The following is a 16,523-nucleotide window of genomic DNA, read 5'->3' on the forward strand; positions in this document are numbered from 1 at the left end:
ACCGGATGATTGAATGAGCGAACCGCTGAAAACCCGCCGTGAGCGAGAAAAACAGGCCCGTTACGACACCATTCTGGACGCCGCCGAACTGGTGTTCTCGGAGAAGGGCTACGAGCGCACGTCCATGGACGACATCGCCCGTACCGCCAGTCTCAGCCGGGCCTTGCTGTACGTGTACTTCAAAGACAAGGCGGCAATACAGCGGGGCATCATGCTTCGAGCGGGGCACGCCCTGTTCCGGCGATTCGAAGAGGCACGACAGACCGCCGATAACGGTCTGGCCCAGATACGGGCAATGGGGGAATCCTACTATCGCTTCTATCTGGAGGAGCCGGATTATTTCTCGGCGCTGACCAAGGCATCCACCGCCATGGCCGAGGCGGATGAAAGCCAGGCTGAAGAAATGCTGTGTTCCAAATCAGATCTGATGGAACTGATGGTGGGGGCAATCGAGCTGGGGCTTCAGGACGGCACCATGAACTGCGATCGCATTACCGACCCCGAACAGACCGCACTTTATCTGCGTGGCGCCCTGCATGGGGTGATCCTGCTATGCCAGTCGGAAACGGGCGAAGGCAATCCGGACTTTCCGGCAGAGCAGTTGATCCGGCACACCATGGACATGCTGACGTCGTCGATTTCCGCCTGACAGCCTTGAGCCCGCGGGGCTTCTAAAGCTGAAAATCGTAAATGGAACCGAGCCCCATGATCCCGGTTAGCTCGTCCAGGGCTTTACGGACCTCGTCCAGCAACATCGGATCGCCCAGCTCGTTCTGGCTGAGTTCATCGCGGTAGTGGGCTTCCACCCAGGTGGTCAGGCGCTCGTAGAGTTCATCGGTGAGCAGCACGCCCCGGTTAATGGCCTTGAGTTCATCATCGTTCAGCACCACTCTCAACCGCAGACAGGCCGGGCCGCCACCGTTACGCATGGACTGTTTGACATCGAAGACCTCCACCGAGGTAATCGGTCCGCCGGATTTCACCAGATCATCCAGATAACGGCTGACCGAAGCCACTTCCCGGCACTCACCGGGCACGGCCAGAAGCATGCCGTCCGGGGTATTCAGCAACTGACTGTTGAACAGGTAGGAGGCCACCGCATCTTCGAGTGGCACGTCGGCACTGCTGACCCGAACCGCTTCAAGCTCGGCACCGGTAAGACGCGCACGAATGTCCGCCAGCACCTGCTCTTCTTTCAGGAAAGCCATGTCGTGGTAGAACAGGGTATTGCCGTTACCCACGGCAATCACATCGTTGTGAAAAACGCCGCCATCAATGGCTTCCGGGTTCTGCTGGGCAAACACCGCATGCCGATCCCCGAGTCCGTGCAGCCGCGCCACCGCCTGGGAGGCCTCAAGCGTCTGTCTCGCCGGGTATTTTTGCGGCGCCGGCGCCTGCTCGTTGAACGCGATCTGGCCGTATACAAAGAGTTCCACGCCGGGCTCGCCGTACCCCGCGCACAACCGGGTGTGATTGGCGGCGCCCTCATCACCAAAGTGGCTCACCGATGGCAGCGCCGGGTGGTGGGCAAAGTAGCTCTCGTCGGCAAAAATGGATTTCAGGGAACGCCCGGTCACCGTGTGCTCAATGGAACGGTGAAACTTGGCGCTCAGATTGGCCGGAGTGAAGTGCACGCGATGGTCTGAGGTATCGGCACTGGGCGATACCGTGGCCGCATTGGCCGTCCACATGGGCGATGCAGACGAGACCGCCGCCAGTATGGACGGGCTGGATTTGGCCGCCTGTTCCAGAACCCGGGCATCTGTCCCTTCAAACCCCAGGGCCCTGAGCGTCGGGATGTGAGGCCGCTCGTGGGGCGGCAGAATGCCCTGCACATACCCCCGGTCCGACAGACGTTTCATCTTGGCCAGGCCCTGTAGTGCCGCCTCTTTCGGATTGGAAACGGAACTGACGTTGGACTTGGAGGCAACATTGCCCCAGGACAACCCCGCATAGTTGTGGGTAGGACCAACCAGGCCATCGAAGTTTGCTTCAACCGCGTGTTTCACCATGGCACTGGGTTCCGTTAATCGAAATTGAGACCGGGTGCCAGGGAGTCTGGCAGCTCACTCTTGCCCGCCTCAAGAGAGGCCATGGGCCAGGCGCAGTAGTCGGCGGCATAGTAGGCACTCGGGCGATGATTACCGCTGGCGCCAACCCCACCGAAGGGCGCCGCGCTGCTGGCGCCAGTCAGTGGCCGGTTCCAGTTCACGATACCGGCCCGGACTTCCTCCACCAGCCGATCATAGAGTTTACGGTCATCGGTCAGGATACCGGCAGAGAGCCCATACCGGGTGTCGTTGGCCAGTTCCAGGGCGTCATCAAAGCCTTTATAGCGATAAACCGTCAGCAACGGCCCGAAGAATTCCTCGTCCGTCACGTCCAGCCCGGTGGCATCAATGATACCGGGCGACAGCAGGCCGGTTCCTGACTTCAGGGATTTCATCTCCAGAAGGGATTTGCCGCCCTTGTCCAGCAGGCTGGCCTGGGCTGCCAGCAGTTTGTCGGCGGCTTCGGCAGAAATCACCGAGCCCATAAACGGCTGCGGGTCGGCGTCGAACTCGCCTACCTTGATGCGGGCAGAGACTTCCACCAACCGGTCCAGAAAAGCATCGCCCTTTTTGCCCTTGGGCACCAGCAGGCGACGCGCGCAGGTGCACCGCTGGCCGGCCGACAGGAAGGCCGACTGCAGGGCGTGGTGCACAGCACCATCCACGTCGGCCACATCCTGAACAATCAGCGGGTTGTTACCACCCATTTCCAGCGCCAGGATCTTCTCCGGCTGGCCACCGAACTGTTTGTGCAGCAAATGCCCGACGGTTGAGCTGCCGGTAAAGAACAGACCATCGATCGCAGGGTGACTGGCCAGGGATTTACCGGTGGCTGAAGCGCCCTGCACAAGGTTGATGACACCGTCCGGAATGCCCGCCTTCTCCCAGAGTTTTCCCGTCAGTTCGGCAACACCGGGGGTCAGCTCGCTCGGTTTGAAGACCACCGTGTTCCCGGCCAGCAGAGCCGGCACTATGTGGCCATTCGGCAGATGCCCCGGGAAGTTGTAGGGGCCGAACACCGCCACCACACCATGGGGCCGGTGCCTGAGCACGGCGTGCCCACCGGCCACATCGGATTCGGACGTGCCGGTACGGTCGTTGTAGGCTTTCACCGAAATGCCGATCTTGCCGATCATCGCCGCCACTTCCGTGCGGGATTCCCACAGGGGTTTGCCGGTTTCCAGACCGATCTGATGGGCCAGCTCTTCCTTGTTAGCCTCAAGCAACTCACCAAAGGCTTCGACAACGGCCTGGCGCTCGGCAAGACTCTTCCGCTGCCACTTCAGAAAGGCATTACGGGCCTCGCGAACGGCTGCATCCACATCTTCCAGATTGGCGCTCTCACCATCCCAAACCGTTTCACCGGTCACAGGCTGGACAGATTCAAATACCGGCCCGTGGCCCTGGAGCCAGAGCCCGTCGATAAACAGTTCACCTGTCAGCTTTGCCATTTCGATGCACCTCCCGGTACTGAGCTTCTATAACTATGTTTGGTCAGCATCCCCGAATCTTTCAAGGGGGCCAGGCGAACCGGATCGCCGGACTCTATCTGCAATGCCTCGGCCACGTCCGGCGGCAGGCTGACGGTATCCGGCCCGATGCAATCTATTGGCAGAGTGGTCACCCGGAAGTCCCGGAAAGAGCGGTTCGACACCATGACCCGTTCATCGGCAGGCACATCGAGGTTGACGAGTTTGCGAGTCACCATGGCGTGCCGGTTCATACCTTCCCGTACCGTGCGGATATTGTGCACAAAGGCTTCAACCACCGGGCCGCCATCAAAAATGTCCACCAGCCCGTTAAAGTTGAAACCCTCGGACTGCAGCATTCGAAGCGCCGGCGCGGTATTGTCGTGAACCCGGCCAATCACGGCCCGGGCCGAATCCGGCAGCATAGGCAGGTAGATCGGGTACTTGGGCATCAGCTCGGCGATAAAGGATTTGTTACCCAGGCCCGACAGCATGTCGGCCTCGCTGAACTCCATATCAAAGAATTTGGCGCCCAGGGCATCCCACAGCGGGCTTCGTCCCTGGCCATCGGACACACCGCGCATCTCGGCAAACACCTTTTCCGAGAAGTGCTTTCGGAAATCATCCAGGTACATGAACCGGCACCGGGAGAGCAGCAGCCCGTTGCCCCCGCCCTTGTACTCATCGGACAACAGCAGCGAGCAGATCTCACTGGTATCGGTCATGTCGTTGGACAGGTGCAGCGTGGGTGTCCGTACGTGGACACCCAACTCTTTGGACGCATTCACGGCAACGCTCAGACGGTAGTTGTAGAACACCTCGTCCAGCCCAACCCGGGCCTGGATGCCGCTGATACCGACCGTTTTTTTGCGCTGGATATCTTCGAGCGCAAACAGGTACAGCCCGGCTTCCGGCGCAATACGCTGGTTGAAAGTTTCGCGGGCGTGGTTGATCTTCCTCTCCAGCAGCTCGCGATCCGCGGGCAAGGTGGTAAGCCCCTTTCCGGCACTCTGCGCCATGGCGTACAGGTCATCCAGATCGTTTTCCTGTAACGGGCGAATTACCAGCATGGTGTCGCCTCCCTGATCTCCCCGGCTTCCGGCATCGCCATTCCGAAGCAAGTCATAATGGCGCGATCCTTACCCGGTCACCCGCGGTCCTGTTCAGCGTCTTCCACGTGGACACCGGAACCTTGAGTTTATCGTCCAGTGTCTCGGCCACCGGCGTCAGGGTGCAGCGGAACTGCTCCCGCTCACCGGCCGCAATCAGACAGGTTTCACCCACATCTTCATTGGTGCCATGAAGTTCCTTGAGGTGGCTGGTGACCAGGGTTTTGAGGGTATCGGTGCGCGCCTCAAGGACCGGGCCGGCGTCAAAAATGTCCAGGTAACTGCCCGGCAGGAACCCTTCCCTTTGAAGCAGCTCGAAGTTAGGCACGGTTATCCGGTGCGGCTGCCCCATCGCCTTCTGGGCCGCCTCACTCAGCAGAGTGACATAGATCGGATTGGGGGGCATGAGCTCGGCAATAAAGGTCTTGCTCAACTGGCCGGAGTACTGGTCCGCCGTCTCGAAATCCATATCAAAGAAATGCCGGCCCAGACTGTCCCAGAAGGGCACGCTGCCGTCCTCCAGCTGCACGCCCTGGATCTCCACCGCCATCCTCGGGGTGAACCACTCCCGGTGGTCGGCGATAAACAGGATCCGGGCCCGGGATAGCAACTCGAACGCCTCCGTATCCTGCAGTTCCGGGCGGATCGAGAATGAGCACAACAACGAGACATCGGTCAGCGAATGGGAGGGGTACAGCACCTCCTCACGGCGCGACACCCCCAGCTCATGGGACGCATGGATCAGAGCGTCCCGCCGGTAACTGTAGAAGGGCTGGCCATTACCGGCACGGGCATCGATACCGGCGGTGCCTGCAATGTCCCCGGTCTCGGTGTTTTCCAGCACGAAAAGGAATCTGGGCGGATCATCCTCCGAGCTGATTCTGCCAGCAAAAGACGCCTGGGATTGCTCGATCTTGTAAGCCAGGGCATCGACCTGCTTGGGCAGAGTGGAGGAAAGACGGGCACACTGAGTGCCCGCGATGGCGAGAATCTGGTCCAGATCATCCGGCTGAGCCGGACGTACCAGCCACATAAAGTCTCCTTAGGCCGTCAGTTTTTTCACTGCCGCTTCGAACCGCTCGAGGGCTTCGTCGATATCTGGTTCGGGGATAATCAGGGATGGCGCCAGACGAATCACGTTTGCTCCGGCCACCAGGACCATCACACCCTCATCCAGGCCGGCGTTCAGGAAGTCTTTAGCCTTGCCTTGCCATTTCTCCGTCAGCACACAACCGAGCAGCAGACCGGCGCCGCGAACCTCACTGAACACGCCATAGCGCTCGCCGATATCCATCATGCCCTTGCGGAGTTTGTCTGAACGGACCTTCACGCCCTTCAGGATCTCCGGCTGGCTGACAGTATCCACCACCTTCTGGGCCACGGCACAGGCCAGGGCATTACCACCATAGGTGCTGCCATGGGTGCCAACGCCGAGACTGGCGGCTACCTTGGCCGTAGTCAGCATGGCGGCCACAGGGAAGCCACCGCCAAGGCCCTTGGCACTGGAAAGGATATCCGGCACCACGCCGTACATCTGATAGGCGTATAGATGGCCACTCCGGCCAACGCCGGACTGAACCTCATCGAATACCAGCAGGGCATCGTTGTCGTCACACAGTTGGCGCAGGCCCTCAAGGAAGGCCTGATCGCCTGGCATCACACCACCCTCACCCTGGATGGGCTCAACCACCACGGCACAGGTCTTTTCTCTGGAAATCAGTTTTTTCACCGACTCCAGGTTATTGAACTCCGCGTGATGAATACCGCCTGGAGCAGGCTCGAAACCCTCAAGATACTTGGGCTGACCACCGACGCTTACGGTAAACAGAGTGCGGCCGTGGAACGAGTTGGTGAATGAAATAATTTCATTCTTCTCGGGGCCAAAATGTTCCCACGCATAACGACGGGCCAACTTGAACGCCGCCTCGTTGGCCTCGGCGCCGGAATTGGCGAAGAACACACGCTCGGCGAAGGTAAGGTCACACAGGGTCTTCGCCAGGCGCAGGGCCGGCTCGTTGGTCATAACGTTCGACAGGTGCCAGATTTTCTCGGCCTGATCGTGCAACGCGCCCACCAGTCCCGGATGGGAATGGCCAAGGCAGGTCACCGCAATACCGCCCTGGAGATCGATAAACTCGCGGCCTTCCTGATCCCAGATCCGGGAACCCTCCCCTCGCACCGGGATGATGGAACCGGGAGCGTAGTTGGGCACCATGACTTCATCGAACAGTTCGCGGCTGACGGGCTCTTTATTCATAGATCTCTCTCGGGAAAGCGGCTAAGCAATTAAAAATAGTAGAGTAACCGCCCCAGGCAAGTACGTAGGTATGCGGACTCTTGCCCCATAATACGCCACTCACGGCATAAGAACATCCGGTTCCCCGATGGCAGGCAATTCGATCAACCGGTGCGGCACTCTCCCACCCGTGTTTCGGTCCATCAGGGCACCGATCAACAGTTTGTAGGAATCCAGATCAAAGGTAACGGCCTGGCCCCGGAGGGAAAGATCCTCCAGCTCGTTCTCATCGTGCAGGGTGGCGACATGCATCCAGTTGTAGACCACCAGGATATCCGTGCGGCCGGACCGGACATCCTGCTCGACAATCCCCACCGGCCCTTTCCAGGGCCAGGTCTTGAGCCGCAGACTGTGAAAGGCAATCTGCACCCTCAGATTGTAACGCCCGACATCCTCCAGCTCTTCACAGGCGCCCTTGCAGCGGCCGAGGGAACGCTGGAAGCAGGGTCCATCATGCGCAGGCTCCAGCCCCAGCAACCGGTTGCACAATTCATTTTTGCCAGCGATGCCGCTCAAAGCCCGTTCGGCATCCCGTTTGCTGCGGAACAGCCCGAAATAATCCCCCAACCGGTGTGGCTCGATTTCACGAACCAGTCGCGCCTGCAGATACCCGGCGCCGTTCTTCGACAATTCGATACTCACCAGATTCTTGGCGGCCCGGGAGCGACGATTGAACAGGGGTTTCAGAGTCTTGATCTGCTTCAGCTCCAGCAGCAGCGCTCCAAGCTCACCGGCGGTCTCTGTCCATTCCACCCGGCGCAGGCTCTCGGACATCCGCACGCCCCGGGCGGAGTTGTGATCCCCGGAAAAGTGCGAAGCCACCCGCTGGGCAATGTTGGTGCTCTTGCCCACATATAAAAGCACATCGTTCTCGCCGTAGAAGCGATACACCCCCGGCCCCCGTGGCAGATCCTGAAGGGTATCCGTCGGCAGATGGGAGGGAATGCTCGGGCGCTGCAGCAGTTCACGCAGGGCACTTTCGAATTTCCCGTCCCCTTTCTCTGCCCGGGCATGCTCAAAGAAGGACAGCATGGCGGACACATCCCCCATGGCCCGATGCCGCTGAACCTGGTCAAGACCGTGACGATCAATCAGCGCATCCATGTTGTGACGCCGGAATTCCGGATACAGCCTTCTGGAAAGTTTTACAGTGCACAGCACCCTCGCCGAGAACAATCGCCCCAGCCTGCGGAACTCTGCCTTGATAAAGCCGTAATCAAAACGGGCATTGTGAGCGACAAACACCTTGCCCTTAAGCTGCGCCTCCAGCTCATCCGCCACCGCTTCAAACAAGGGCGCATCCGCCACCATCTCATTGGAAATGCCGGTAAAGTTTTCGATAAACGGGGATATCCGCGTTTCCGGGTTCAGCAGCGTCTGCCACTCACCCACCACCTCACCGGCCCGCCAGAACCGGATACCAATCTCGGTAATCCGGTCCCGGGCTGAATTGCCGCCGGTGGTTTCAATATCAAGAAACGCGAACGTGGCTGACTCAAGAACTGTACTTTCGGACGTCATGGAACAAGTTTACGCCTCGCTGGCAACTGCAGATGTCTGTATATGAACGAAAAGCTGTTATAGACATTCGTCTAATTTCTGCATGAATTTATTTGAATTGTCACGAATTCGTAACTACCTTGTTTTTGGGTCCAACAACAAAAATGTGTGGAGACAACAACGATGCAAAGCAACAAACTGAGATTGGCAATTCGTGCGACGGCAGCAACAGTAGTAATGGGGGTTGCCTCTCAAGCGAGCGCACTTACGTTGAACGTAGGTGACGATGTTGAAGCGAGCCTGTATGGCTATGCTCGACTGAACATGAGCTATGATCTGGACGGCAACCGTGCCGTATCTACCCGTGCAGGTACTTTCTCCCCAGTAGATGCCGATGGCAACAATCTGGACGCCACCGAAGGCCACTTCGGCGCTGACGTACAGCAAAGCCGCCTGGGCATCAAAGTCAACCATTCTTCTGGCGTAGCCATCACCGTGGAAGGTGACTTCCGTGGTTCAGGCAACAGCGCTGGCAGTTTACGTATTCGTCACGCATATGGTGAATACAAAGGGTTCATGGCCGGCCGTAACTGGTCTAACTCTATAAGCTTTGTAGGTGCAACTCCGGTTCTTGATTTTGACGGCCTGGCAGGCAGCATGGGCAGCTGGGATCGTACGGAGCAACTGCGTTACACAACCGGACCATTGTCCTTCTCAATTGAAGATCCGAGCAGCCAGGCAATCGTTGACGGCTCAGGTCGCACCGGTGCGCCAGCCCTCACAGCTCGCTTTGAAAACTCAGTGGACGCAGTGTCATTTGCCTTATCAGGCGTAGTTAGCCAAGTCACCTCAGACGATGGCACCAACGATGATAGCGCGATGGGTTACGCTGTGTCCGGTGCAGCCAAGTTTGCACTGAGCGACATGTTCTCCATTCAGGGCTCTGTCACTGCCACTGATGGTGCTACCGGCTATCTGTGGCGCTCGGGCAGCAACTACTACGGCAATAGCGCATATCTCGACGGCAACAGCGTTGAAACCATCTCCGCATATGGCGGTAACGTCGGTGTGAGCATGGCACTTGGCGGTGGTCGCAGCATCAACCTGGCATATGGCATGACCACACAGGATCTGGATGATGCAGTCGCCAACTCGTCGCTGACCAATGCTGCGCCCGAGACTAACCAGAACGTATTCTTGAACTACATGTGGACCCCCGTACAGAACGTCATGATGGGCGTTGAGTACGGTTACTTCGACCAGGAAACGGTTGCCGGTGACTCTTCCGACGCCAACCGTCTCCTGTTCGCAGCGCAGTACAACTTCTAATCCTTCCGTTAGAAGTTAGTTAACTCAGCAGAAACCCCGGCTCCGGCCGGGGTTTTTGTTTGGGCGGAATTTATGGCGGACGTCCCTGATTATTGTCGACCCAGAAAGCTAGTGAAAAGCAATGACTGGGAGACGATTGGCAGGCCCGAGGGAGAAAGACGAGGAAGGGTAAAGCGATCAGGAAGGAGCCAGAACGACGAAGGCCGGTGCGGCTTTTCAGAACTGTAGAGGGCCATGGATGGCCCGAAACAAGCGCACATGGATGTGCTTGTAGCGTGTTCTGAAAAGCCGCACCGGCCTTTGTCGCGCCACCCAACCCTGAGGCTGGGTGGCAACTAGCTTCATATCACAGAAGAAGGGTACGAATATCCCCAAGAAGCTGACTGAGCACCGTAGTAAACCGGGCCGCATCGGCCCCATTCACTGCCCGATGATCGTAAGACAGCGACAACGGCAGCATCAACCGGGGCTGGAACTCCTTGCCATCCCAAACCGGCTTCATCGCCGCCTTGGAAACCCCCAGAATCGCCACCTCCGGCGTATTCACAATCGGCGTAAATGCGGTGCCGCCAATACCACCCAGACTGGTGATGGTAAAACAGGCGCCCTGCATCTCTGCCGGCTTCAACTGCTTGTCCCGGGCCTTCTGGGCCAGCTCGGCGCTTTCTGCCGCCAGCTCCCACAAGCCCTTCTTGTCCACATCCCGGATCACCGGCACCATCAGCCCGTGGGGCGTATCCACCGCAATCCCGATGTGGATGTACCTCTTGCGAACCACCTCCTTGCGCTCCATGTCCAGGGACACATTGAACTGGGGCAGTTCGGCCAGCGCCGTGGCACAGGCCTTCAGCAGGAACGGCAGCGGCGTCATCTTCACGCCCTTCTTCTCGCCGGCCGCTTTCTGGGCCTTGCGAAAATCCTCCATATCGGTGATATCCGCATCCTCGAACTGGGTGACGTGGGGCACGTTCAGCCAGCTGCGCTGCATGTTGTTGGCCGTTGCAAACATCATCCGCGACATGGCCTCACGCTTCACCTCACCAAACTGGCTGAAGTCCGGCAGCTTGACACCGGGAATACCGGAGCCGGTGGCAACACCACCGCCCTGCTGGGCCTGTTTGAGCTGGCTCTTCACGTAAGCCTGAACGTCGTCTTTTACAATCCGGTTCTTCGGGCCAGAACCCTTGATGCGGGTCAGATCGGCACCCAGCTCCCGAGCCAGCTTGCGAACGGCCGGGCCAGCGTGGACCTTGGCGCCCGGACTGGGCGGCTCGTACGTCGCACCCTGGGGCTCAGGGGCGGATTCAGCGGCTGCCTTGGGCTTCTCTTCAGACTTCGGCTCGGACTTCTCTTCCTTCGCCGGTTCTTCAGACGCCGACTCAGAGGCTTCTTCCTCTTCGCCACCGTCTTCCTGAACGGTCATCTCCAGCAGTTCATCGCCTTCGGAGAGCTTGTCACCCTCGGAGACCAGGATCTTGCCCACCTTACCGGCGTAGGGCGAAGGGATCTCCATGGTGGCCTTGTCGGATTCCACCGTTACCAGCGGATCGTCGGCTTCAATGGTATCGCCTTCCGAGACGTTGATTTCGATAATCGGAACATTGTCAAAGCCATCCAGCGCGGGAACCTTGACGGTCTCCTTGCGGGAGCCACCGGAAGCCTTCTTCGGTGCCGGCTTACTCTCTTCGGATTTCTCTTCCTGCTTGGCGTGGCTCTTTTCCTCGGCTTTCTCTTCCGGTTTTTCTTCGGTGTCATCACTGCCGGCATCGTCAGAGCCACCGCCGTCGGCGCTGGCTTCCATCATCCCGACAACATCGCCTTCCTTGACCTTGTCACCCACCTTTACGGTGATCTTTGTGATCTTGCCGGCACCGGGTGACGGCAGCTCAACCGAGGCTTTGTCTGACTCTACGGTCAGGATCGGATCTTCCGCTTCAACGGAATCTCCGGCGCTAACGGTGATTTCGATAACCTCGACCTCATCCGCACCGCCGAGATCCGGAACCTTGATTTCCTGTTCACTCATGGCGGTCTCCTTAGCTCAGCACCGGGTTCGTTTTGTTGCGATCGATTCCGTACTTGCGCATGGCTTCGAGAACCACATCGTTCTTCACCTCACCATCCTGGGCCAGGGCAGACAGCGCGGTGACGGTTACGTAGTAACGGTCCACCTCAAAAAAGCTGCGCAGCTTTTCCCGGGTATCACTGCGGCCGAAACCGTCGGTACCCAGGGTCAGGTAGGTTTTGGGAATGAACGCCCGGAGCTGCTCGGAGTGCAGCTTGATGTAATCGGTGGAAGACACCACCGGCCCGGTCTGTTTTTCCAGACACTGGGTTACGTAGGCCTTCTTGGGCTTGTCGTCCGGGTGCAGGCGATTCCAGCGCTCGACGTGCTGGCCTTCACGGGCAAGCTCATTGAAGCTGGTAACACTCCACACATCGGAGGCAACACCCCAATCGTCTTTCAGCATCTGAGCTGCTGCCCGCACCTCGTTGAGGATCGCGCCAGCACCCAGCAGCTGAACCCGGGGCGTCTTCTTGTTGCCCTTGGTTTCAACAGACTCGAACTTGTACATGCCCTTGATGATGCCCTCTTCGCAATCCTTGGGCATGGCAGGCTGTTCGTAGTTCTCGTTTTCGATGGTCAGGTAGTAGAAAACGTTCTGATTGTCTTCGAACATCTCCTTCATACCCTTGCGAAGCACCACGGCCATTTCGTAACCGTAGGCCGGATCGTAGGCCTTGCAGTTCGGAATGGTGTTGGCCAGCACATGGCTGTGGCCGTCCTGATGCTGCAGGCCTTCGCCGTTCAGGGTGGTCCGTCCGGCGGTACCGCCGATCAGGAAGCCACGGGCCTGGATGTCGCCGGAGGCCCACGCCAGATCGCCCACCCGCTGGAAACCGAACATCGAGTAGAAGATGTAGAACGGAATCAACGGGAAGTTGTTGGTGCTGTAGGACGTTGCCGCCGCCATCCAGGCTGCCATGGAGCCATCTTCGTTGATACCTTCCTCGAGAATCTGGCCCTTCTTGTCTTCCCGGTAGTACATGATCTGGTCACGGTCTTCCGGGATGTATTTCTGACCTTCCGCGGTGTAGATGCCGAGCTGACGGAACATGCCTTCCATACCGAAGGTACGGGCTTCATCGGGTACGATCGGTACCACGCGCTTGCCAATGCGCTTGTCCTTGGTGAGCGCGGTCAGGATGCGCACGAACGCCATGGTGGTAGAGATCTTACGATCGCCGGAACCATCCAGTACCGCCTTGAAGATGTCCAGATCGGGAATCTGCAGCGGCTGGCAATCCTTGCGACGCTTGGGATAGAAACCACCCAGCTCCTGACGTCGCTTCTTCATATAGACGATTTCCGGGCTATCCGGCGCTGGCCGATAGTAGGGAACGTCCTTGAGCTCATCGTCTTTCAGCGGCACCGCAAAGCGGTCACGGAAAGATTTCAACTGCTCAATATCCAGCTTCTTCAGGGAGTGAGCGGTGTTCTGCGCCTCACCGGCTTCACCAAAGCCATAACCCTTGATGGTGTGAGCCAGGATAACGGTCGGGCGGCCACCGTTTTTATGAATGGCGTGGTGATAAGCCGCATAGATCTTGTACGGATCGTGACCGCCGCGGTTGAGCTTGTTGATTTCCTCGTCGGAGAGGCCCTCAACCAGCTTGGCCGTTTCCGGATACTTGCCGAAGAAGTGCTTGCGGGTGTACGCAGGCCCGTTGCTCTTGAAGTTCTGCAACTCGCCATCGCAGACCTCATCCATGGCCCGCTGCATCTTGCCGTCCTTGTCCTGCTCGAACAGGGGATCCCAGTGGCGACCCCAGACGACTTTCAGCACGTTCCAGCCGGCGCCCCGGAAGACACCCTCCAGTTCCTGCATGATCTTGCCATTACCACGAACAGGACCATCAAGGCGCTGAAGGTTGCAGTTAACAACGAAAATAAGGTTGCTGAGGTTTTCCCGGCCGGCCATGGAAATGGAACCCAGGGTTTCCGGCTCGTCACACTCGCCATCACCAACAAAGCACCACACCTTGCGGTCACCCATCTCGATGAGCTCGCGGCTGTCCAGATACTTCATCACGTGGGCCTGGTAAATGGCCTGAATCGGCCCCAGACCCATGGACACCGTTGGGAACTGCCAGTAATCGGGCATCAACCAGGGATGTGGATAGGAAGAGAGACCAGTGCCATCCACTTCCTCGCGGTATTTATCCAGATCCTTCTCATCGAATCGGCCTTCAAGGAAGGAGCGTGCATAAATGCCCGGGGAAGAATGACCCTGAAAATAAACCAGATCGGACTCACGCTTTTCGTCGCCGCCGTGGAAGAAGTAGTTGAAGCCAACATCATAGAGCGTCGCTGCCGACGAGAACGATGACACATGCCCGCCGAGATCTCCGGGGCGCTGGTTGGCTCTCATGACCATCGCCATGGCATTCCAGCGGATCAGGGAGCGAATACGACGCTCCATAAAGAGATCGCCAGGCATCGGCGCCTGCTGGGACACCGGAATGCTGTTCCGGAATGGCGTGGTAATGGAATAAGGTAGCTCGGTTCCATCGCGGCTCGCCCGTTCGGAGAGCCTCTCAAGAATGTATTTGGCCCGGTCTACGCCTTCGTTCTCGATCAGAGATTCCAGCGCGTCCAGCCATTCACTGGTTTCAATGGGATCATCGTCCTGGTACATCAAACCCTCCCCTTGGCATCAAAAAGTGCAGCGCGGCCACGATCAGCAGCCTGGCGCGTTGCGGTGTCGATAAGCTGCGATGGAATGCAGTTGTTTTGTTGTGGGTATTTCAAGGAGCCCCTGGCAAAGCCTGACAGGTGTACCAGCTCCCGGTACAAAGAACCTGTACAAAGCATAGAACAGCTCTCACACTTTTCCTGCCTGATCGCCCCCGGATTACGGGCTTTTGGCCCCGGGGAATGACCGGCCTGCCGGTGAAGCACGCAGATCAGCTCACCCATTTGCGTAGTATTTTTACTACATTTTGACCATCAAATTCAATTAGAGCCCTACGGAATTCCGTTTCGGAGGGACTTCTTGCGGTTACTTACGGAAGAATGACCGTTTTCAGACCATCAGACAACCAGATTGCGACCAATGTCGTAGCATTCTTATCAACCAGCAAATTGATTACCACGCTAAACGATCCTCTTTCCGAAATTCACCTGATTTTCGGCGCTTTTTGCGCTTTTTATCGAATTTTCAACTATATCTTTACTTCCACCTGCCTGTTTTTCTGGAACTTTTTAATTAGACCTGAAAATAATTGCCGATTTATGTATACTCGCCTGCCTGATTTTTAACCACCGAAAAAGTGGTCGGACCACTTTTTCTGTCATTGGCACCAACAGAGGGCGATCTATGAACTCCATCGTCACCTTTCCTAACCGGATTCCCACTACGGAGTTCGAGGAACGGCGTTTCAAGGTCTACACGGACCGCCAGCTCGACAAGATTGAAGTCATTCAGAATCTCCCTGAAGAGACCCTGTTTGAAATGAAGGTGGTGGCCAGCGTGCTACCGTTCCGGGTCAACGAATACGTAATCAATGAACTGATCAACTGGGACAAGGTGCCCAACGACCCGATCTACCAGCTTGTCTTCCCACAGAAAGGCATGTTGAAAGATGAGCATTACGAGCGCATGGCAGCGCTGCACCGGGAAGGTGCCGACAAGAAAGAGATCCAGGCTGTTGCCAAGGAAATCCGGGACGAGCTCAACCCGCACCCGGCCGGCCAGATGGAAATGAACATGCCAGAGCTGGACGGCGAAGTACTGGACGGCGTTCAGCACAAGTACCGCGAGACGGTGCTGTTTTTCCCGGCCCAGGGCCAGACCTGTCACTCCTACTGCACTTTCTGTTTCCGGTGGGCACAGTTTGTCGGTGACAAAGACCTGAAAATGGCCAGCACCGAAGCCGAGAAGCTTCATGGCTACCTGCAGGAGCACACCGAGGTAACCGATCTGCTGGTGACCGGCGGTGACCCGATGGTGATGAAGACCAAGAACCTGGTGCAGTATCTGGAACCGCTGCTGCAGCCGGAGTTCGATCACATCCAGACCATCCGCATCGGCACCAAGGCCCTGACCTTCTGGCCCTACCGTTTCGTGACCGACAAGGATGCCGATGAACTGATTGACCTTTTCGCCCGCCTTGTAGACGCCGGCAAGCACGTAGCCATCATGGCTCACTACAACCACTGGCAGGAAATCACCACCGACATTGCCGAAGAGGCTATCCGCCGCATTCGTGCTACTGGTGCCGAGATCCGCGCCCAGGGCCCGCTGATCAAGCACGTTAACGACGATGCCGAAGCCTGGGCCAAGCTGTGGAAGAAAGAAGTGCAGCTGGGCATCATCCCCTACTACATGTTTGTGGAACGGGACACCGGCGCCAAGAACTACTTCGAAGTACCATTGGCCGAGGCTTACCACATTTACCGGGAAGCCATGAAGAAGGTCAGCGGCCTGGCCCGCACCGCCCGAGGCCCGAGCATGAGCGCCGGTCCCGGCAAAGTGGAGATTCAGGGCATTACCGAAATCCACGGTGAGAAAGTCTTTGTGCTGCGCTTCCTGCAGGGCCGCAACCCGGACTGGGTACAGCGTCCGTTCTTCGCCAAGTACAGCGAAACCGCCACCTGGCTGCATGAGCTCGAACCGGCCTTCGGAGAAGAGAAGTTCTTCTTTGAGGATGAGTATGAAGCCATGAAAAAGGGTAACGGTTAAAGGTTCATACACCATATGGGTGA

General features: G+C 57.8%; 11 protein-coding genes. 3 read left to right on the forward strand and 8 right to left on the reverse strand.

Annotated features, from left to right (window positions below; translation table 11 throughout):
- Positions 1-13 precede the first annotated feature (13 nt).
- Positions 14-649: a TetR/AcrR family transcriptional regulator gene (locus ACESMK_RS15730; RefSeq protein WP_373000855.1), complete on the forward strand. Its 636-nt coding sequence runs from the start codon at positions 14-16 to the stop codon at positions 647-649.
- Positions 650-671: 22 nt separating this feature from the next.
- On the opposite strand, the gene astB is transcribed toward ACESMK_RS15730, so the two are convergent.
- The 6 genes from astB to ACESMK_RS15760 form a co-directional block, all read right to left on the reverse strand.
- Positions 672-2,012, reverse strand: coding sequence for an N-succinylarginine dihydrolase (gene astB, locus ACESMK_RS15735; RefSeq protein ID WP_373000857.1), 1,341 nt, complete (start codon positions 2,010-2,012; stop codon positions 672-674).
- 14 nt (positions 2,013-2,026) lie between these two features.
- Positions 2,027-3,502 (reverse strand): succinylglutamate-semialdehyde dehydrogenase, encoded by a 1,476-nt coding sequence (gene astD, locus ACESMK_RS15740; protein ID WP_373000859.1) that lies wholly within the window; start codon positions 3,500-3,502, stop codon positions 2,027-2,029.
- Positions 3,490-4,590: an arginine N-succinyltransferase gene (gene astA / locus ACESMK_RS15745; RefSeq protein ID WP_373000861.1), complete on the reverse strand. Its 1,101-nt coding sequence runs from the start codon at positions 4,588-4,590 to the stop codon at positions 3,490-3,492. Before astA ends, astD begins: the two co-directional genes overlap by 13 nt.
- A gap of 52 nt (positions 4,591-4,642) precedes the next feature.
- Positions 4,643-5,662, reverse strand: a complete 1,020-nt coding sequence (locus ACESMK_RS15750; RefSeq protein WP_373000863.1) for an arginine N-succinyltransferase — start codon at positions 5,660-5,662, stop codon at positions 4,643-4,645.
- A 9-nt stretch (positions 5,663-5,671) separates the two neighbouring features.
- On the reverse strand, positions 5,672-6,886 hold the full coding sequence (locus tag ACESMK_RS15755) for an aspartate aminotransferase family protein (protein WP_373000865.1): 1,215 nt from the start codon (positions 6,884-6,886) through the stop codon (positions 5,672-5,674).
- A 99-nt stretch (positions 6,887-6,985) separates the two neighbouring features.
- Positions 6,986-8,446 (reverse strand): exonuclease domain-containing protein, encoded by a 1,461-nt coding sequence (locus ACESMK_RS15760; protein ID WP_373000867.1) that lies wholly within the window; start codon positions 8,444-8,446, stop codon positions 6,986-6,988.
- Between the two features lie 162 nt (positions 8,447-8,608).
- On the opposite strand from ACESMK_RS15760, the gene ACESMK_RS15765 reads away from it, so the two are divergent.
- Positions 8,609-9,754, forward strand: a complete 1,146-nt coding sequence (locus ACESMK_RS15765; RefSeq protein WP_373000869.1) for a DcaP family trimeric outer membrane transporter — start codon at positions 8,609-8,611, stop codon at positions 9,752-9,754.
- 346 nt (positions 9,755-10,100) lie between these two features.
- Here ACESMK_RS15765 and aceF read toward each other — a convergent pair whose 3' ends face one another.
- Both aceF and aceE read right to left on the reverse strand, forming a co-directional pair.
- Positions 10,101-11,780, reverse strand: coding sequence for a dihydrolipoyllysine-residue acetyltransferase (gene aceF, locus ACESMK_RS15770; protein ID WP_373000871.1), 1,680 nt, complete (start codon positions 11,778-11,780; stop codon positions 10,101-10,103).
- A 10-nt stretch (positions 11,781-11,790) separates the two neighbouring features.
- On the reverse strand, positions 11,791-14,454 hold the full coding sequence (gene aceE / locus ACESMK_RS15775; protein WP_373000873.1) for a pyruvate dehydrogenase (acetyl-transferring), homodimeric type: 2,664 nt from the start codon (positions 14,452-14,454) through the stop codon (positions 11,791-11,793).
- 681 nt (positions 14,455-15,135) lie between these two features.
- Here aceE and ACESMK_RS15780 point away from each other — a divergent pair.
- Positions 15,136-16,500: a KamA family radical SAM protein gene (locus ACESMK_RS15780; RefSeq protein WP_373000875.1), complete on the forward strand. Its 1,365-nt coding sequence runs from the start codon at positions 15,136-15,138 to the stop codon at positions 16,498-16,500.
- Positions 16,501-16,523: the final 23 nt, after the last annotated feature.

It is taken from the genome of Marinobacter sp., assembly GCF_041687235.1.
Taxonomy (GTDB): Bacteria; Pseudomonadota; Gammaproteobacteria; order Pseudomonadales; family Oleiphilaceae; genus Marinobacter.